Origin of the sequence: uncultured Sneathiella sp., from assembly GCF_963973085.1 — a bacterium.
Classification (GTDB): Bacteria; Pseudomonadota; Alphaproteobacteria; order Sneathiellales; family Sneathiellaceae; genus Sneathiella.
On sequence record NZ_CAXAXA010000003.1, the window covers coordinates 196,169 to 212,370 of the forward strand.

The 16,202-nt window shown below is 55.9% G+C and carries 21 protein-coding genes; 17 read left to right on the forward strand and 4 right to left on the reverse strand.

Annotation, left to right across the window (positions count from 1 at the left end):
• Window positions 1–244: 244 nt before the first annotated feature.
• Genes AACZ19_RS08895 through dnaQ form a run of 5 tightly spaced genes read left to right on the forward strand, consistent with a single transcriptional unit; the run spans window position 245 to window position 3,803 of the window.
• Window positions 245–1,066 carry a pyruvate, water dikinase regulatory protein gene (locus AACZ19_RS08895; RefSeq protein WP_339633085.1) on the forward strand — a complete coding sequence of 274 codons (822 nt, stop codon included), beginning with the start codon at window positions 245–247 and terminating at the stop codon, window positions 1,064–1,066.
• Between the two features lie 8 nt (window positions 1,067–1,074).
• On the forward strand, window positions 1,075–1,683 hold the full coding sequence (locus tag AACZ19_RS08900; RefSeq protein ID WP_339633087.1) for a Maf family protein: 609 nt from the start codon (window positions 1,075–1,077) through the stop codon (window positions 1,681–1,683).
• The gene (locus AACZ19_RS08905; protein WP_339633089.1) at window positions 1,680–2,546 is read left to right on the forward strand and encodes a shikimate dehydrogenase; all 867 of its coding nucleotides are present in this window, start codon (window positions 1,680–1,682) and stop codon (window positions 2,544–2,546) included. Before AACZ19_RS08900 ends, AACZ19_RS08905 begins: the two co-directional genes overlap by 4 nt.
• Window positions 2,547–2,548: 2 nt before the next feature.
• A complete protein-coding gene (gene coaE / locus AACZ19_RS08910) occupies window positions 2,549–3,139 on the forward strand; it encodes a dephospho-CoA kinase (protein WP_339633091.1) in 591 nt (196 codons plus the stop codon).
• Window positions 3,132–3,803 carry a DNA polymerase III subunit epsilon gene (gene dnaQ / locus AACZ19_RS08915; RefSeq protein WP_339633093.1) on the forward strand — a complete coding sequence of 224 codons (672 nt, stop codon included), beginning with the start codon at window positions 3,132–3,134 and terminating at the stop codon, window positions 3,801–3,803. Before coaE ends, dnaQ begins: the two co-directional genes overlap by 8 nt.
• Before the next feature lie 9 nt (window positions 3,804–3,812).
• Here dnaQ and secB read toward each other — a convergent pair whose 3' ends face one another.
• A complete protein-coding gene (secB, locus tag AACZ19_RS08920) occupies window positions 3,813–4,322 on the reverse strand; it encodes a protein-export chaperone SecB (protein ID WP_339633095.1) in 510 nt (169 codons plus the stop codon).
• 99 nt (window positions 4,323–4,421) lie between these two features.
• Window positions 4,422–4,925 (reverse strand): FxsA family protein, encoded by a 504-nt coding sequence (locus tag AACZ19_RS08925; RefSeq protein ID WP_339633096.1) that lies wholly within the window; start codon window positions 4,923–4,925, stop codon window positions 4,422–4,424.
• A 168-nt stretch (window positions 4,926–5,093) separates the two neighbouring features.
• Between AACZ19_RS08925 and AACZ19_RS08930 the strand changes: the two genes are divergently transcribed.
• The 12 genes from AACZ19_RS08930 (at window position 5,094) to AACZ19_RS08985 (ending at window position 13,703) form a co-directional block, all read left to right on the forward strand.
• Window positions 5,094–5,786, forward strand: coding sequence for a Tim44/TimA family putative adaptor protein (locus AACZ19_RS08930; protein ID WP_339633098.1), 693 nt, complete (start codon window positions 5,094–5,096; stop codon window positions 5,784–5,786).
• Window positions 5,787–5,801: 15 nt separating this feature from the next.
• Window positions 5,802–7,031, forward strand: coding sequence for an MltA domain-containing protein (locus AACZ19_RS08935; protein ID WP_339633100.1), 1,230 nt, complete (start codon window positions 5,802–5,804; stop codon window positions 7,029–7,031).
• 3 nt (window positions 7,032–7,034) lie between these two features.
• Window positions 7,035–7,736 carry a TerC family protein gene (locus AACZ19_RS08940; protein WP_339633101.1) on the forward strand — a complete coding sequence of 234 codons (702 nt, stop codon included), beginning with the start codon at window positions 7,035–7,037 and terminating at the stop codon, window positions 7,734–7,736.
• 66 nt (window positions 7,737–7,802) lie between these two features.
• On the forward strand, window positions 7,803–8,576 hold the full coding sequence (locus AACZ19_RS08945) for a (Fe-S)-binding protein (RefSeq protein WP_339633104.1): 774 nt from the start codon (window positions 7,803–7,805) through the stop codon (window positions 8,574–8,576).
• Window positions 8,576–10,000, forward strand: coding sequence for a LutB/LldF family L-lactate oxidation iron-sulfur protein (locus AACZ19_RS08950; protein ID WP_339633106.1), 1,425 nt, complete (start codon window positions 8,576–8,578; stop codon window positions 9,998–10,000). Before AACZ19_RS08945 ends, AACZ19_RS08950 begins: the two co-directional genes overlap by 1 nt.
• A complete protein-coding gene (locus tag AACZ19_RS08955) occupies window positions 10,000–10,680 on the forward strand; it encodes a lactate utilization protein (RefSeq protein WP_339633108.1) in 681 nt (226 codons plus the stop codon). The genes AACZ19_RS08950 and AACZ19_RS08955 overlap by 1 nt, the downstream gene beginning before the upstream one ends.
• Complete coding sequence (locus AACZ19_RS08960; protein ID WP_339633110.1) at window positions 10,670–11,344, forward strand: Smr/MutS family protein; 675 nt, start codon at window positions 10,670–10,672, stop codon at window positions 11,342–11,344. Before AACZ19_RS08955 ends, AACZ19_RS08960 begins: the two co-directional genes overlap by 11 nt.
• A gap of 27 nt (window positions 11,345–11,371) precedes the next feature.
• Window positions 11,372–11,737, forward strand: a complete 366-nt coding sequence (locus AACZ19_RS08965; protein WP_339633112.1) for a helix-turn-helix transcriptional regulator — start codon at window positions 11,372–11,374, stop codon at window positions 11,735–11,737.
• Complete coding sequence (locus AACZ19_RS08970; protein WP_339633114.1) at window positions 11,734–12,186, forward strand: MmcB family DNA repair protein; 453 nt, start codon at window positions 11,734–11,736, stop codon at window positions 12,184–12,186. The genes AACZ19_RS08965 and AACZ19_RS08970 overlap by 4 nt, the downstream gene beginning before the upstream one ends.
• Entirely contained in the window at window positions 12,176–12,499 is a 324-nt protein-coding gene (locus tag AACZ19_RS08975; protein ID WP_339633116.1) for a cupin domain-containing protein, read from the forward strand. Before AACZ19_RS08970 ends, AACZ19_RS08975 begins: the two co-directional genes overlap by 11 nt.
• Window positions 12,500–12,657: 158 nt before the next feature.
• Complete coding sequence (locus tag AACZ19_RS08980; RefSeq protein ID WP_339633118.1) at window positions 12,658–13,305, forward strand: DUF433 domain-containing protein; 648 nt, start codon at window positions 12,658–12,660, stop codon at window positions 13,303–13,305.
• A complete protein-coding gene (locus tag AACZ19_RS08985) occupies window positions 13,302–13,703 on the forward strand; it encodes a DUF5615 family PIN-like protein (protein WP_339633120.1) in 402 nt (133 codons plus the stop codon). Before AACZ19_RS08980 ends, AACZ19_RS08985 begins: the two co-directional genes overlap by 4 nt.
• Window positions 13,704–13,728: 25 nt before the next feature.
• Here AACZ19_RS08985 and rfaD read toward each other — a convergent pair whose 3' ends face one another.
• Both rfaD and rfaE1 read right to left on the reverse strand, forming a co-directional pair.
• Window positions 13,729–14,721 carry an ADP-glyceromanno-heptose 6-epimerase gene (rfaD, locus tag AACZ19_RS08990; protein ID WP_339633122.1) on the reverse strand — a complete coding sequence of 331 codons (993 nt, stop codon included), beginning with the start codon at window positions 14,719–14,721 and terminating at the stop codon, window positions 13,729–13,731.
• Window positions 14,722–14,723: 2 nt separating this feature from the next.
• The gene (rfaE1, locus tag AACZ19_RS08995) at window positions 14,724–16,199 is read right to left on the reverse strand and encodes a D-glycero-beta-D-manno-heptose-7-phosphate kinase (RefSeq protein ID WP_339633124.1); all 1,476 of its coding nucleotides are present in this window, start codon (window positions 16,197–16,199) and stop codon (window positions 14,724–14,726) included.
• Window positions 16,200–16,202: the final 3 nt, after the last annotated feature.

Below are 16,202 nucleotides of genomic sequence, written 5' to 3' on the forward strand. Positions count from 1 at the left end.
GGTGATAAATACGGAATAAATACGGCTTTGGGTCACTCTGAAAAAGGGAATTACGGGGATAACTCGCTTCTGGTAGAGAGGCACCCCATTTATCCACGTTTTCAGTCGGAACAGTATTTCGTTGTGCACAGGCGGGGAAAGCGGCGTCTAAAAAAACGGTCTATGGGGAGAAAAATTTTGGGATTTCCTGAACAGCCATGTTATCCCTATTATTCACATTATTCACAGGGTCTCAAGCAACGACATGGCGGAATTTCATCTTCATCTGGTTTCGGATTCAACCGGCGAAACCCTGCAATCCATGACGAAAGCGGCGCTGGTCCAGTTTGAGGGAATTTCCCCGGTCGAGCATGTCTGGACCCTGACACGGACCGTGCGGCAGCTCGATGATATCCTTGAATCCATTGTAAAAAAACCGGGTCTGGTGCTGTACACCCTGGTCAGCAAGGAAATGCGGGATGTGCTGGAGTTGGGGTGTCAACGGGTCGGGGTGCCCTGCGTTTCCGTGCTCGATCCGGTGCTGACGGCCTTTTCCAGTTTTCTCGGCAAGGAAATCCGACGTCTGCCCGGACGCCAGCATATGCTGGATAAAAACTATTTTGGCCGGATCGAGGCGTTGAACTTCACCATGGCCCATGATGACGGGCAGATGGCGGATGACCTTTATGAGGCACAGATCGTCCTTGTCGGGGTTTCGCGCACGTCAAAAACGCCGACATCCTTTTATCTTGCCCATCGCGGGTACAAGACGGCGAATATCCCGATTGTTCCGAACATTGCCCTGCCGGAGTCCCTGTTCAATCTTGGAAAAAAGACAACGGTGATCGGCCTGACGACCAGTCCGGAGCGATTGTCCGAAATTCGTAAAAACAGGCTTCTCAGCCTCAATCAGACGGTTGAAACCGACTATATCGACCGCGACCGGATCAAGGAGGAGGTTATTTTTGCGCGGAAACTCTGCACGAAACAGGGCTGGCCGGCGATTGATGTCTCCCGCCGCTCTGTGGAGGAAACGGCCGCGCAGATTATCACCCTCTATAACAAGCGCATGGAAGAAGTGAGATAACCCCCTCCATGACAGAAGAAATATCCCTGATCCTGGCATCGCAAAGCCCGTCCCGGGCGAAAATGCTGGAACAGGCGGGTCTACGCTTCGATATCCTGCCTGCCCGCGTCGATGAGGATGAGGTGAAACATTCCATGCAGGGCGCCAAGGCGCCGGCAAAGGACACGGCGGTGGCACTGGCGGAGCTGAAAGCGGGGCGGATTTCGGGCCGGTTCCCGGAAAGCTATGTGATCGGCGCCGACCAGATACTTGACTGTAACGGGATCTGGTTTGATAAACCCGTGGATATGGATCATGCCCGTGCGCACCTTGTCAGCCTGAAAGGCAAGACCCATCGGCTTGCCAATGCGGTATGCGTGGCGAAGGGCGGATCGATACTCTGGCGATATGTGGATGAGGCAAAATTGACGATGCGACAATTTGATGACGACTTTCTCGACCGCTATCTGGATGTTGCGGGAGATAAAATCCTCTCCTCCGTCGGAGCCTATCAGCTGGAAGCGGAAGGAGCCCATCTTTTCGCCCGGATCGAGGGGGATTTCTTCTCGATCCTGGGCCTGCCACTCCTGCCGCTGCTTGATTTTCTGCGCGGCCATAAAATTGGATTGGCCGCATGAGCGAGGATATGAAGAAAATCGCCGGTGTCATGGGCTGGCCGATCAGCCATTCCCTCTCCCCGCGTCTGCATGGGTACTGGATCGAAAAATACGGTCTTAACGCGGAATACCGCGCCTGGCCGGTCAAGCCGGAGGAACTCGCCAAAAAATTGACCGCGCTTAAATCCGACTGCGCCGCTGAAGAGGCCGTTTTTCGCGGCACCAATCTCACCATTCCCCTAAAGGAAACGGCATTTGACGTGGTCGATACCCTTGATCCATCGGCGACGCGGATCGGGGCGGTAAACACGGTTGTCCTTGATGAAAACGGCGGCCTAACGGGAAGAAATACGGACGGGATCGGGTTCACGGATTCGCTGGCCGAAGAGACGGACGTCACGACGCTCAACGGCGGAACAGCGCTTATTCTCGGCGCAGGCGGGGCCTCGCGCGCCATTGCTGTGGCGCTTTCTGATCTTGGCATATCGGAAATCATTATCTGCAACCGCTCGCCTTCGCGAGCAGAATCTCTCGCCGGGCATATCGGTGATGTTGCGCGCGCCGCGCCGTGGGATCGCCGCTCTTCCCTTCTGGAAAAGGCGGATATCCTGGTCAATTGCACCAGCCTCGGCATGACCGGGCAGCCGCCGCTCGAAATTTCTCTGGGAGGCTTGAAAAAGACGGCGATTGTCAGCGATATTGTCTATGTTCCGCTGGAAACGGAGCTATTGAAACGGGCGCGGCGACAGGGACATGTCGCGGTCGATGGCCTCGGGATGCTGTTGCATCAGGCAAAAGCGGGATTTGAGGCATGGTTCGGCGTTAAACCGGAGGTGGACGCCGCCTTGCGCGCCCATGTACTGGATGGATTGAAGGGATTTTGAGAATGCTGCTGTTGGGACTGACCGGCTCGATCGGCATGGGAAAATCAACCGTCGGGGAAATGTTCCGAAAGCTCGGTATCCCGGTCTATGACGCGGATGCGGAAATCCATAAACTCTATGCCAAGGGGGGTGCCGGGGTAGAGCCGATCCGCGCTGTCTTTCCAGATGCCGTGGTGGACGATCAGGTGGACCGGCAGCGCCTCAGCAAGATCGTCGTCGGCAATGAAGAAGAGATCAAAAAGCTGGAAGCGGTTATCCACCCGTTGTTGAGTGATGGCCGCGCCGCTTTTTTTGAAAAAGCCGAAGCCGAGGGGCATCATCTTGTGGTCCTCGATATCCCGCTCATTTTCGAGACGGGCGGAGAGGACCGGGTGCATAAAATCGCCGTTGTCTCGGCCCCGTCCGATGTGCAGCGGGCGCGGGTGCTGAACCGTCCGCAAATGACCGAGGACAAGTTCGAGGCTATATTGGCACGGCAGGTGGATGATGCGGAAAAGCGAAAGCGCGCGGATTTCGTGATCGATACGAACCTGACTGAAGAGGAAACCTTCGAACAGGTAAAGGCACTGGTAAAGAGGCTGCAGGATGCGTGAAATCGTTCTCGATACGGAAACGACGGGCTTTGATCCCAATGAAGGCGACCGGATTGTCGAAATCGGCTGTATCGAGCTGATCAACCATATCCCGACCGAGAATGTTTTTCATCGCTATATCAATCCGGAACGGGACATGCCGGAATCCGCCTTCAAGGTGCATGGGCTGAGTGAGGAGTTTCTGCGTGGCCATAAGGTGATTGCCGAGGAAATCGATGAATTCCTGGAGTTTATCGGAGAGTCAAAACTGGTGATCCATAATGCCCAGTTTGATATGAAGTTCCTGAATGCGGAACTGGCCCGGCTCAACCGCCCGACCTTGCCGATGACGCAATCCATCGACACGGTCAGCATGGCGCGGCGGAAATTTCCGGGCGCGCAGGCAAACCTGGATGCGCTCTGCCGCCGTTTCGGCATCGACAACTCCGCCCGAACCAAGCATGGCGCCCTGCTCGATGCGGAATTATTGGCCGAGGTTTATCTGGAACTGATCGGCGGGCGGCAGCGGGGCCTTTCACTGGAAGAGGAGGACAGCGGCATGGCTGCGGCTGTCTCGCTGGAAATCCGGCCCCCCCGTCCGCATGAGGCGAGCGAGGCGGAACGCGCCGCGCACGCCGCCTTTCTTGAGACGATCACCGACCCGCTCTGGCGGAAATCCTCCTGATTGTCTGCGTCAGGCGTGACCTGCCGGCATCTGCTGGGCGGCCATCTGGTTCTTGTGATCGCGATAGAGCGCAGAAAAATCGATGGGATCAAGCAGCAGCGGTGAATAACCGCCATCCCGAGTTATATCGGCCACGACTCGCCGTGCGAAAGGGAAAATAAGCCGCGGACATTCGATCATGCAGATCATTTCAACGGTATCCGCCGGAAAATCCTTGAGCTGGAACAGCGCCCCGTAGACAAGCTCGACAACGAAAGCGGTATCCTCTCCATGATTGGCCTTTGCCTCAATCCGGAGTTCGACTTCATAGAGGCTGTTTTCGCCGGCCCGGGCCTGGATATTGACGCCAAGCTGGATCTGCGGGGGTCCTTTGTCCGGATCAAGGCTGCCCGGCGCATTCGGGTTTTCGAAGGAAATATCCTTTATGTACTGGCGGACAATTGCCAGGGATGGCTGCGTTGCGGCTGCCTTTTCGTCTACACCGCCGCCAATTGCGCCGTCTTGACCTTCATCTGACATGAACGGGTCACTCCTTATACTGTTTGGCCGATCGTCCGGCCCGGTTGAGATTGCCGAATTGGCTAGCACGGATGTAATAAACCGACAAGTCCGTTACTGTTATTTTTCGCCTCGCCAGGGACTGTCCGGATTGGGCTTGTCCGTGGGTTCAATCGTCGGCGGTTCCTTTTCGATCACTTCATACTCGCCATCAATGACCGTCCCGCCGCGGGATGTCCGCCCGCCCGGACGCCGGATATTGGCGGCAACGAAGTTTGAATTCCGCGCCATATAGGCCGCGAGGGACCGGCGAAGCGGCGGGATCAGGAGAAAAAAGCCGATTGTATCCGTGACAAATCCCGGGATAATCAGGAATAGACCGGCAAGCGCGAGGAAAATCCCCTCGAAAATTTCATTGACCGGCGTTTCCTGCCGGTCCAGCGTGGCGCGGGCGCGCATCAGGACGCCAATTCCCTGAATTCGGATCAGGAAAACGCCGATAATTGCGGTGACCACGGTAATAATAATCGTGTTCAGCGCGCCGATTTCGCTGCCGACTTCGATAAAGACCATTATTTCGATCAGCGGAATTCCGATCAGTGCCGCTAAAAACAGTAAAGCCAAACTTGTTTATCTCCGGATAAGTTTCTATGTAACAGACAGGCGTACGAGAGACGGGATTACACTAAGGTACTGGACCTTGGCCGTGTAACCCTTTAACCTCTTGTACAGACCTAACCTTTACATAAGGGCTATTGGAAATTTTACCAAACCCAATTTGAAGATAACAGCATGGACAACGGATTTCAGTTCCTGGACATTATATTGCTCGCCGCGGTTGCCGGATTTATTTTCCTGCGCCTGCGCAGTGTGCTCGGACGACGCATGGGGCATGAGCAATCTCCGCCCGAAGAGAAGGCCCGGCGCCCGGCTGAAGGGCATAAGGCCGATTTCGATGACGGGCCGAAAGAAGACAACGTGGTTCTTCTGGGAGACAAGTCAAAGACGTCTGAGAACAGCCCCTTTGCCGGCACTCCTTTGATGCGGACGCTGAACCAGATTCGGCAGAAAGACAAGTCTTTCGACCAGACCACCTTTGTCCAGGGGGCCCAATCCGCCTATGAGGCAATTGTCGTTGCCTTTGCCAAGGGCGATCGGGACACTCTGAAAATGCTTCTGTCTGAAACCGTGTATGAAAATTTCGAAGCCTCCATTCAGGAGCGGGAAGACCGCAACGAGGAAATGTCCACGGATATACTCACCATTCATTCCGCGGAGATAACCGAAGCGACGCTGGAAGGGTCCGAGGCGGAGATCACGATCAGTTTCGAGGCGGAAATGATCAGTATGACCAAGGATGAGGACGGCGTTGTCATTGCCGGTGATCCGCAACCCCATAAAGTGCATGAGCTTTGGACGTTTGCCCGGAATCTCCGTTCCCGCAACCCGAACTGGCTGTTGATCACCACGCGCCGCGCAAACTAGTATCCGGTCCCGGTCGTGACGCGTCTTCGCAGTTTTTCCCTTAACAAGAAAGCAGGCGTCGGCCTCGCGATCGCCGTAGCTGCCGTTGCCGGGTTGGGCTATTGGCTATTCTCGGAGACGGTGCCGACGGAAGACCAGCTTGAACTTGAGAAAACCGCGTTTTCAAAGCTTCCCGGTTGGCAAGAAGAAGATTTCTCCGGCTTTTTTGAGGCTTTTTTCAAATCCTGCGCGAAAATCGAGACCCTGCCTGAAACCCGCTCCATGGGCGGTGCCGATCTGGCGGGCACCGCGGGCGACTGGAAGCCTCTCTGTGCCGCTGCGCTTGCGCTGCCCCCCGATGCCGATGTGCAAAAAGCGTTCTTCGAAAACAACTTCACCCCCTTTCAGATCCTCAATAACGATGAGGAAACCGGGCTTTTCACCGGCTATTACGAAGCCAGCCTGAAAGGCAGCACCGAGCGGAAAGAGCCTTATCTTACCCCGCTTTATCTGCGTCCGCCCGAACTGGTGATGGTGGATCTTGGCCGGTTTCGCGACGAGTTGAAAGGCCAGCGCATTGCCGGCCGGGTGGAAGGCGGCAATCTGGTGCCCTATCCTGATCGTACCGGGATAGAGACGGGCGCGCTGGACGGGCGGGCGCTGGAACTTCTCTGGGTCGATAGCGATATCGACGCCTTTTTCCTGCAGATACAGGGCTCCGGTCTTGTGGAAATGGAAGACGGCAGTCTCCGCCGGGTCGGCTATGCCGCCCAGAACGGCCATCCCTATTTCGCAATTGGCCGCGACCTGATCGAGAAGGGCTATGTGCCGAGGGAAGAGATGTCCATGCAGGCTATCCGGACATGGCTTGAGGAAAACCCCGATAAATCGACGGAACTGATGCAGAAAAATAAATCCTACGTCTTTTTCCGGGAGCTTGAGACAGGCGGCCCGATCGGGGCGCAGGGCGTGGAACTCACACCGGAGCGTAGCCTTGCCGTTGATCGCAAATGGCTGCCGCTTGGCGTGCCGCTTTGGCTGGCGACAGAAGTCGCCCCCGCCTCTTCCAGCCTGGAAGTTGAAAAATTCGAACGGTTGATGATGGCGCAGGATACCGGCGGGGCCATTGTCGGCCCGGTGCGCGGCGATGTCTTCTGGGGCCATGGCGACTATGCCTATGACATGTCCGGCGGCATGAAAAGTGACGGAAAGCTGTGGATTCTGCTGCCGAATGCGGTGGCCGCGCGGCAAGCGGACATGAACTAGATCATGGAATTCCTGACGGATTATCAGATCTGGGCCAGTTTTCTCTCGCTGACGGCGCTGGAAATCATTCTGGGGATTGATAACGTTGTTTTCATTGCCCTTCTGGTCAATCACCTGCCCGAGGAAAGACGGCAGAAGGCACGGGTCATCGGCCTGTTGCTGGCGCTGTTCATGCGGATTGGTTTGCTGTTCAGCGCGGTCTGGCTGATCGGGTTGAAGGAGCCCTGGATTGAATTCCTCGGCTTTTCCTTGTCGGGGAAGGATATGCTGATGCTGGGCGGCGGCCTGTTCCTGATCGCCAAAGGCACCTCCAGCATTCGCGAGGAAGTCACCGGAGATCAGAAGGAAGGCTTTAAGGGGGCGTCAGGCGGGTTTGCGATCACCATTCTTCAGGTTATCCTGATCGACTTCGTCTTTTCCTTCGATTCCATCATCACAGCGGTTGGCCTGACAACCAATATCCCGGTGATCGTCGCCGCGATGGTCATTGCCATGATTGTGATGATGGTCTCTTCGAAGTTTGTCGCGGATTTCATTGCCAAACATGCGACGCTGAAAATGCTCGCCCTCACTTTCATCATGATGATCGGGGTGTTTCTGGTGGCCGAAGGCCTCGGCTTCCATGTGCCGCGCGGTTATATCTATTTCGGCATGGCCTTCTCGCTCGGCGTCGAAGTCCTGAATATGATGGTCCGGCGGAAGTAACGCCAAGATGGCTGGCGAAACGCGGGCACAAACGGTATAGTTCCGGGAAGTAACAGGGAGAAACGCATGCCTGCGGCAAATGAGAAGAAAAATGTGGCCCTTTTCGTCACCTGTCTGGTCGATCTGAACCGTTCATCCGTCGGTTTTGCCGCCGTCAAGTTGCTGGAGGCGGCGGGGTGCACCATAGAGGTGCCTGATGTCCAGACATGCTGCGGCCAGATCGCTTATAATTCCGGCGATAAGGAAAGCGCAAAAGCGATTGCATCCCAGGTAATCCGCGCGTTTGAGGGCTTTGACTATGTGGTGGCGCCGTCTGGTTCCTGCGCCGGCATGATCCGCCATCATTATAAGGAACTGTTCGACGGCGATGATACCATGATGGTGGCAATTGAGGAGTTATCCGGCCGGACTTATGAGCTCACCTCGTTTCTGCATGATGTCTGCGGCTATGCGCCCGCGGATGTGCAGCTTGAAACCTCCCTCACCTATCATGACAGTTGCAGTTCCCTGCGCGAGATGAAGGTAAGAGATCAGCCGCGTGCGCTTCTGGGCAGCGTAAAAGGGCTTGAGCTCTGCGAGGCGGAAGACCGCGAGGCCTGCTGCGGTTTTGGCGGAACCTTCTGCCTGAAATATTCCGAGATTTCGGAAAAAATGGTCGACACCAAAATCGATAACCTGATTGCCAGCGGCGCGAAGACCCTGGCCGCCGGGGATCTCGGTTGCCTGTTGAATATTGCCGGGCGCCTCAAACGCCGTGGCGCCGATATGAAAGTGCTGCATGTGGCGGAAATCCTCGCCGGGATGGGCGACAAGCCGGGCCTAGGGGAGGGCGATCACTGATGCAAGTCACCAGCCGACGCTTCAAGAAGGGCGCCCATGAGGCGCTTCATGATGAGAATATCCAGAGTGCCTTTTCCCGGGTGAAAAGTGGATTTCCGCTTGCCCGCGCGAAAGCGGCAAGTGAACTCCCGGAGTTTGAGGGCTTGCGCGACGAAGCGCGGGACCTCAAGAACCATATTCTGGAAAATCTCGATTACTATCTTGAGTATTTCGAGGATCAGGTGATGCTTCAGGGGGGCCGCGTCCATTGGTGCAGCACCTATACGGAAGCGCGCGACGTTATTCTTGATATCTGCAAGGAGGCCAACGCGAAGACGGTGACCAAGGGTAAATCCATGATCACCGAGGAAATGGCCCTCAATGATCATCTGGAAAAGAACGGGATCGAGCCGATCGAAACCGACCTTGGCGAATATATTATCCAGCTCGCCCATGAATATCCGAGCCATATCATCGCCCCGGCGCTGCATAAGACCAAGGATCAGGTCAGCGATCTTTTTCACGAAAATCACGGAAAATACGGCCTGACCGAGCGGATTACCGACCCGCAAGCGCTGGTCAACGAGGCACGCAGCGTCCTGCGCGATAAATATGTTGCCGCCGATGTCGGGATTACGGGCGCCAATTTCCTGATTGCCGAGACAGGATCGACGGTCATCGTTACCAATGAAGGCAATGGCGACCTGACGCAATCCCTGCCCAAAACCCATATCGCCGTTTCCAGTATCGAGAAAGTCGTGCCGACGCTGGAGGATGCAAGCCTGTTTCTCAGGCTGCTGGCGCGCTCCGCGACCGGACAGGAGATGTCCGTCTATACGACCTTTTCCACCGGCCCGCGGCGGATGGAGGATATTGACGGTCCGGCGAATTTCCATGTGGTACTGGTCGATAGCGGACGCAGCGACCTTCTCGGTACGGATAAGCAGGATCTGCTCCGATGCCTGAAATGCGGGGCCTGCATGAATCATTGTCCGGTTTATCAGGCGGTTGGCGGGCATACCTATGGCTGGGTTTATCCCGGGCCCATCGGTGCGGCGCTCAATCCGCATATGGTGGGATTGGAGGAAGCGCGAGACCTGCCCAATGCCTCGACGTTCTGCGGTCGGTGCGAGGAAGTCTGCCCCGTGCGCATCCCGCTTCCCAAGATTATGCGGCATTGGCGTGAACAGGCGTTCGAGACGCAGATCACGCCGAAACCGGAACGCTGGGGTATTGGCTTGTGGGCCTTTTTCGCCAAAAGACCGACATTATACCGCCTTGTTACGCGGATCAGCGCCCGCACGCTGAAATTGATGGCCGGGAAGAAGGGCGTCATTCGCAAGCTCCCGCTCTTGAAGGGATGGAGTTCCGTTCGTGATTTTCCCGCGCCGCAAGGAAAAACCTTTATGGACCAATGGAAAAAACAGTCGCGGGAGGGGAAATAATGCCCGCGCGTGACAGGATTTTCGCTCGCATCCGCCATAACCTTGGCCGCGGCCCGCTCCCCGAGACGGAAGTCAATGCCCTGAAGGCGCGGATTGAGGGGCATGCGCCCCATACCATTCCGACCCGCACCGCGATTACCCGAAACAAGCAGGTGGATCTCTTCCAGGAAAAGGCCGAGGCACTGGCGGCAACGGTGGCGCGGGTTCCCTCGCTTGAGGATGTGCCGGAGGCGGTGCGCGATTACCTTGCGGCCCATAATCTTTCCACCCGGATCAAGATGGCGCCCGATACGGCGCTGGACGGCTTGCCGTTCGACAGGACCCCGATGCTGGAGATTACGCGCGGCGCCGCAACACCGGAGGACGAGGTGAGCCTGACCCCGGCCTTCACCGGGATCGCCGAGACGGGCACGCTGTGTATGGCGTCGGGACCGGAAACGCCGTCCACCCTCAATTTCCTCCCCGAAAATCATGTGGTGGTGATCCGCAAGAGCCAGATTACCGGCACGATGGAAGACAGCTGGGCGCAGCTCCGGACGAAATTTGGGGAAGGCAACCTGCCGCGCACCATCAATTTCATCTCCGGCCCCTCGCGCACCGGGGATATCGAGCAGACCCTGATCATGGGCGCGCACGGGCCCCGCCGCCTTCATATCCTAATCGTTGACGATGAAAAATAGGAAGAGCAGCCGCCCCAAAGGGCTTTCGGAGAAGGACCGTGATCTCTGGGATCATGTCGCCCGCAATATCGAACCGCTGACAAGCAACCGCTTCGTTGAGGGGGGAAATGACACCAATATGGTGCCGCCCGCAGCAAAAACACCCACCATAATGGTACCTTCGTCCAAGGTGACTAAACCGACACCCTCCCGAAACATGAGCGTGGAGGCCATGGCGAAAGCCATGGCGGATTGGTCAAACGCGCTGGTTTCGGGCGATACCGGCACCAATGCCCCGAGCCCGTCGCGCCGCGAAAATGTGCCGGGGCTGGACCGGCGGAGTGCGGAGCGGCTGCGCAAGGGCAAGATGGAGATCGACGGAAAGCTCGACCTGCATGGCCTGACGCGGGCCGAGGCGCATCGGCGGCTTCGGAGTTTTATCACCGCGGCGCAAATTCAGGGTAAACGCTGCGTCCTCGTCATCACCGGCAAGGGATCGTCAAAGCAGAAAACCGAGGATGCCCCCTTCATGGCGCCGGAGAAAACCGGAATCCTGCGCGAGGCCGTGCCGAAATGGCTGGGTGCGCCGGATTTACGGCATCTGGTTATTGACATCCGCGCCGCGCAGCCGAAACATGGGGGCAGCGGCGCGCTCTATGTCCTGCTGAGGCGGAGCCGCCAATGAGAAGAACCAGCGGATAAGGACAGTTTCATGACCCCTTTCGGCCTTCGGGTGCGTGCTTTTCGGAAAAGTCGCGGGATTACGCTCAAAAAAATGGCGGCGGATCTTGCCATCAGTGCCGCCTATCTCTCGGCGCTGGAGCATGGTCACCGTGGCCGCCCGTCCTGGTCGCTGGTCGCGCAGATCTGTGATTATTTCAACATCATCTGGGACGATGCGGAGGAATTGCAGCGTCTCGCCTCCCTCTCCCACCCCAAAGTCACGCTGGATACCAGCGGCCTGAACCCGACGGCGACGGAATTCGCCAACCTGCTGGCCAATGAAATTCGCAATGTGCCCGAAGCACGGCTTAAGGAAATGCTGAATTATCTCAAGAATATTTCGGCCAAGCGATGAGCGAGGCAAGATCCGATAAGGGCCTGCGCCTCGCGCGCGGCGTGCAACTCCTCCTCCATCAGATGGGCTATGACAGCCTGACCGAGGTCAAGCTCCGCATTCGCCGCCGCGTCGATGTGATGGGCATTAACGACAAGGGGCGGATTATTGTGGTCGAGGTGAAATCCGGCCCCGCCGATTTCCGCGTTGACGAGAAATGGACCGATTATCTGGAATTCTGCGATGAGTTTTACTTCGCCGTTGATACGGATTTCCCGCAAACCCTGCTGCCCGAGGCGCAAGGGTTGATCGTTGCCGATAATTTCGGCGGGGCGATCCTGCGCGCCTCTGCTGATTTCAACCTCAATGCGGCGCGGCGGCGCAATGTCACGCTCCGTTTTGCGCGGATTGCTGCCCGTCGCCTGTTTAGTTTAGAAAACCCGATAAAGGAGAAGTTCAATGTGTTCTGAAACCCCCGACGGCACAGCCCTCCCCAGCGTCTTTATCGACAATCCCCGCACCCGCGTGACGGAATGGCGGTTCAAAAAGCGCGGCGATGCTACCGGATGGCATACCCATCAGTATGACTATGTCGTCGTTCCGCTGTTCGACGGTTTTCTCGATATCGAGCTCCCGAATGGCGAAACAACCCGCGCCGAGCTGAAAACCGGCGTCCCCTATTTCCGCGAGACCGGCGTCGAACATAACGTCAAGAACGGCAACGATTTCGAATGCGCCTTTATCGAGGTGGAGTTTTTGACGGTAGAACCGAAGGGGTTTTGAGGAGATTACACCTTATAAAAGTATATATTTCATCTATTCACCTTAAGATGGTAAAAAATAATAGGCAATTGGACCGATTCGTGTTAACTAATTAGAAAAAGAATCTATCTAGGTAGATTATAGGGGATACTCATCGAAAGTTTTGAGGCGATTGATAAATGACCACGTCAAGCTCGAATATAGTCATTTCGGCATTCAGTGAAGACCATGTTGAACGCCTGACTAATGTCAGTAAGCGCCAGCTTCGGTACTGGGATAGGACGAACTTTTTTAAGCCAAGTTTTGCTGACGAAAACAGACGCCGCCCATATAGTCGAGTTTATTCATTTCAAGATGTTCTCTCATTGAAAGTACTTGGGAGACTAAGAAATGAATTAAATGTACCCCTTCCACATCTACGCGCTGTGAAAGAAGAGCTTGGTCATCTTGGAGACAAGGCATGGTCGACAACGACGCTTTATGTTGTAAACAAAAAGGTCGTTTTTGTTGATCAAAAAGAAGGGAAGCCAAGAGAAGTAGTAAGTGGTCAACTTGTTATGGAGATAATTAAGCTTGAAGTAATTCGGTCAGATATGAAGGAAGCCGTAGGTCTTCTTAGTCAACGGAATAGCCAGCAATATGGAGCGGTGGAAAAAAGAAGAGGCGTATCACACGGTTCCACTGTAGTTTCTGGTACACGGATTCCAGTGCACACAATTAAGGCATTTTCTGATGCAGGATACAGTGTTCGGCAAATTAAGAAAGAATATCCAACACTTACAGAAAGGGATATTCGAGCTGCGATAGAATTTGGTAACGCTGCGTGACAGAAAAAAAGGCCTGTCTTCGATTATTTTTAGATGAAGGCGTGCCAGACGCAGTGGGCAGAGTGTTCGAAAAGCATGGCCATCACGTGATTTATTTGAGAGAGGCTATTGCAACAGGTTCTCCTGACGAGCTTGTTTGTGTCGCTGCAATTGAAAATGAATCTATCTTGGTTGCTCTTGATGGTGATATGAAGAAAATAGCAAAGAAGAGCGGCGTTTCAGGAAGCAGGTTTGCTAAAATGAGTTTGATTAAGCTCTCTTGTAAGGCCCCGATGGCTGACAAGAGAGTCGAGCAAGCAATGTCACTAATTGAGCATGAATGGGACTATAGTGACAAAAAAGCAGCGCGACGGCTTTATATTGAAATCAAATCGGACGTTATTCGAACCTTGCGATAAAAGGCCCTTCAATTCTCAAACTTACTCACCGATACGGATCGTCTGTCGAAAGATAGTTAGTGACGTAGTCGCGGATGCCGTCTTCCAGGCTGTGGAAATTGCCGCCAAATCCGGCGGCGCGGAGTTTTTGCATATTGGCTTCGGTGAAATACTGGTATTTATCGCGGATTTGCGCCGGGGTGTCGATATAGGTAATCTTTTCGGGCTTGTCCGCGGCCTTGAAGGTGGCGGCGGCGAGGTCCTTGAAGCTTCTCGCCTTGCCGGTGCCGAGGTTGAACAGCCCGGAGACTGATCCGTTATCGAGCAGCCAGAGCACCACATCGACGCAATCCTTCACATAGACGAAATCGCGGAGCTGTCCGCCATCCTCATAATCGGGATTGTGGGACTTGAAGAGGGTGACGGCCTCCCCGGCGGCGATTTTCGGGTAACTCTGGGCAATGACGCTTTTCATCCCGCCTTTGTGATATTCATTCGGGCCATAGACATTAAAAAATTTGAGCCCCGCCCATTGCGGCGGCGTCATGGCGCCACGGGCAATCTCGCGGGCAATGAACTTGTCGATGGCATGCTTGCTCCAGCCGTAGAGATTGAGCGGCTGCAGCTTTTCAAGGGCGGCCTCGTTCTCGTCATCGTCAAACCCGGCGCCGCCATCGCCATAGGTCGCGGCGGAGGAGGCGAAGATAAACGGCGTGGCGTTTTCCGTTGCAAACCGCCAGAGCATCCGCGTCGGGCCGAAGTTGCGTTTCAGGATGAGGTCGCCGTCCGTCTCGGTCGTTGCGGAAATCGCGCCCATATGGATGATCGCGCGCAGGCGGCTGTCATTCTTGTGAAGCCAGCTTTCCAGGTGATCCGGATCGACGAAGTCGGAGACCACTGATTTCGCAATATTCTTCCATTTCTCGCCCTGATCCAGCCAGTCGCAGATAACGATCTTCTCGCCCCGTTCCGAAAGGGCCGCAACGATATTGGAGCCGATAAAACCCGCGCCGCCCGTGACCAGGATCAGATTCCCCATTTTCACGCCTCTTTCTGGGCCGCGAGCAGCCGCTCTATGGTGCCGGTGGTGCTGAACCCCTGTTTCAGGGACGCGAGATGAACCCGTCCACCATACGCCTGAACGATATCGGCGCCGACAACGGTCTCCACCGTATAATCCGCGCCCTTGATCAGAACATCGGGCTTGATTTCCTCGATCAGCTTGATCGGCGTATCCTCGGCGAAGGGGATGACCAGATCGACATCGGAAAGGCTGGCGAGCACGATGGCGCGGGAGTTTTCATTGGTGATGGGCCGCCCCTCGCCCTTCAGGCGGCGGATGCTGGCATCGGTATTGAGCCCGACGATCAGCCGGTCGCATTCGCCGCGCGCCTGACTCATCAGGGAAATATGCCCCGGATGCACCAGATCGAAGCAGCCATTGGTAAAACCGACCTTCAATCCGCGGCTGCGCCAGTTGGAGACCCGGTCCAGTGCGTCCTTGAGGCTGGTGATCTTGCTCTCCAGTCCGCTGAGCTCCAGGTTATGCAGGGCATCCTTTATATCCGCCCTGGTCACCGCCGCCGTACCGGCTTTCGAAACCGCAATCCCGCCCGCAAGATTGGCAATTTGCGCCGCTTCCAGCATCGAAGCCCCGGCGGCAAGCGCGAGGGACAGGGCGGCAATCACGCTATCGCCTGCGCCGGAGACATCGAAAACCTCCTGCGCCTCGGCGCCGATATGATGGGCGTCAGTGGCGGTGATCAGGCTCATCCCCGCCTCGGACCGGGTGACGAGAAGGGCGGAAATACCGGTTTTCTCGATCACCGAACGGGCGGCAAGCTCAACTTCCCGGTTGGTGCTGCAAGGCATGCCGCTTGCCGCGATCATTTCCTTGCGGTTCGGGGTGAGCAGGGTGACGCCCGCATAGCGGCTGAAATCCCGGGATTTCGGATCGGCAATGACGGGGATATTCTTTTCCCTTGCGCTTGCGATCACCTGCCGCAGCACGGTATCGGAGAGAACCCCCTTGGCGTAATCGGAAAGGACGAGGATATCGGCAGTCTCGATCGCCTCCCGAAAGGTTTTGAGGACCATGCCGGCGGTTTTCGGCTGCAGCTGATGGGTTGCTTCATGATCACTCCTGAGGAGTTGCTGCCCATCGGCGATAAAGCGTGTCTTGACCGTAGTCGGTCGACCGACTGATTTCACCAGATGGGGCGTTATGGCGCTCTGGTTGCTGAAAATACGTTCGATCTCAACGCCTTCTGCATCCTCGCCAATGACAGAGATAAGCCCGGCCCGCGCCCCGAGCGAGGTGATGTTTCGCCCGACATTGCCTGCACCGCCCAGCATCTGCGACTGGTGGGTGATATTGAGGATCGGGATGGGCGCTTCGGGGGAGATACGCCCGGCATTGCCATAAACGAAGCGGTCCAGCATGATATCACCCAGAACCAGCGCGTTAATCTTGGCTGTGTTGTCCAGGATAGTCAGCAGGGAAGAACGGTTTTCCATGAG

Excerpts from the sequence above, each read along its gene's own strand:
- AACZ19_RS08895 (WP_339633085.1), top strand. The coding sequence starts at position 245 with ATGGCGGAATTTCATCTTCATCTGGTTTCGGATTCAACCGGCGAAACC.
- AACZ19_RS08900 (WP_339633087.1), top strand. The coding sequence starts at position 1,075 with ATGACAGAAGAAATATCCCTGATCCTGGCATCGCAAAGCCCGTCCCGG.
- AACZ19_RS08905 (WP_339633089.1), top strand. The coding sequence starts at position 1,680 with ATGAGCGAGGATATGAAGAAAATCGCCGGTGTCATGGGCTGGCCGATC.
- coaE (WP_339633091.1), top strand. The coding sequence starts at position 2,549 with ATGCTGCTGTTGGGACTGACCGGCTCGATCGGCATGGGAAAATCAACC.
- dnaQ (WP_339633093.1), top strand. The coding sequence starts at position 3,132 with ATGCGTGAAATCGTTCTCGATACGGAAACGACGGGCTTTGATCCCAAT.
- secB (WP_339633095.1), bottom strand. The coding sequence starts at position 4,322 with ATGTCAGATGAAGGTCAAGACGGCGCAATTGGCGGCGGTGTAGACGAA.
- AACZ19_RS08930 (WP_339633098.1), top strand. The coding sequence starts at position 5,094 with ATGGACAACGGATTTCAGTTCCTGGACATTATATTGCTCGCCGCGGTT.
- AACZ19_RS08940 (WP_339633101.1), top strand. The coding sequence starts at position 7,035 with ATGGAATTCCTGACGGATTATCAGATCTGGGCCAGTTTTCTCTCGCTG.
- AACZ19_RS08945 (WP_339633104.1), top strand. The coding sequence starts at position 7,803 with ATGCCTGCGGCAAATGAGAAGAAAAATGTGGCCCTTTTCGTCACCTGT.
- AACZ19_RS08950 (WP_339633106.1), top strand. The coding sequence starts at position 8,576 with ATGCAAGTCACCAGCCGACGCTTCAAGAAGGGCGCCCATGAGGCGCTT.
- AACZ19_RS08955 (WP_339633108.1), top strand. The coding sequence starts at position 10,000 with ATGCCCGCGCGTGACAGGATTTTCGCTCGCATCCGCCATAACCTTGGC.
- AACZ19_RS08960 (WP_339633110.1), top strand. The coding sequence starts at position 10,670 with ATGAAAAATAGGAAGAGCAGCCGCCCCAAAGGGCTTTCGGAGAAGGAC.
- AACZ19_RS08965 (WP_339633112.1), top strand. The coding sequence starts at position 11,372 with ATGACCCCTTTCGGCCTTCGGGTGCGTGCTTTTCGGAAAAGTCGCGGG.
- AACZ19_RS08970 (WP_339633114.1), top strand. The coding sequence starts at position 11,734 with ATGAGCGAGGCAAGATCCGATAAGGGCCTGCGCCTCGCGCGCGGCGTG.
- AACZ19_RS08975 (WP_339633116.1), top strand. The coding sequence starts at position 12,176 with ATGTGTTCTGAAACCCCCGACGGCACAGCCCTCCCCAGCGTCTTTATC.
- AACZ19_RS08980 (WP_339633118.1), top strand. The coding sequence starts at position 12,658 with ATGACCACGTCAAGCTCGAATATAGTCATTTCGGCATTCAGTGAAGAC.
- rfaD (WP_339633122.1), bottom strand. The coding sequence starts at position 14,721 with ATGGGGAATCTGATCCTGGTCACGGGCGGCGCGGGTTTTATCGGCTCC.
- rfaE1 (WP_339633124.1), bottom strand. The coding sequence starts at position 16,199 with ATGGAAAACCGTTCTTCCCTGCTGACTATCCTGGACAACACAGCCAAG.